Annotated in this window: 1 protein-coding gene; it reads left to right on the top strand. The window is 68.6% G+C overall.

What is annotated here, in order from left to right:
- Positions 1–555: CDP-diacylglycerol diphosphatase (locus AB4Z27_RS29355; RefSeq protein WP_441646023.1), on the top strand; the 555-nt coding region annotated here is incomplete at both ends.

Here is a 555-nt window from a genome sequence, read left to right as displayed (position 1 = left end):
ACGTGCAGGCGCGCTGCCTCACGGACGGCGCGCCGCGCCACGCCGACTGCGCCGTGGTCGATCGCGACCGGGGCCTCGTGCTCTACAAGGACTACGTCGGCGCCTCGCACTACCTCGTGATTCCCGATCATGCCGTCAGCGGTGTGGAACACGCGCGCGTCTGGACGGGCACGCGCGCCAACGGCTGGGCCTTCGGGTGGGAAGAACGCCAGATCGTGGCGAAGGCGGTCGGCAAGCCCCTGCCCGATACGCTGATCGGCCTCGCCGTGAATTCCCGGGGCTCGCGCAGCCAGGACCAGCTCCATATCCATCTGGATTGCATCAGCGGCGCCGCTCAGAAGTTTCTGAACCAGAGCGGCATTTCGCCGGCATGGGGGGAGTTCACGTTCGCGGGGAAGCGCGTCCGGGCGAAGCGCGTGCCGGCGGACCAGCCGGTGCTGGCCTTCAATCCGTTCGATGAGGTGCATCGCGAAACGGCGGGCACCGCCGGCGACACGCAGGACCGCGGCATCTTTCTCGCTTACGCGGGCGGCGGCTTTGTCGTCGTGGATGAGC

The organism is Cupriavidus sp. KB_39 (genome assembly GCF_052114485.1).
Classification (GTDB): domain Bacteria; phylum Pseudomonadota; class Gammaproteobacteria; order Burkholderiales; family Burkholderiaceae; genus Cupriavidus.
Note: the sequence above shows the minus strand (reverse complement) of the source record. Positions and strands in the feature narration are given on the sequence as shown.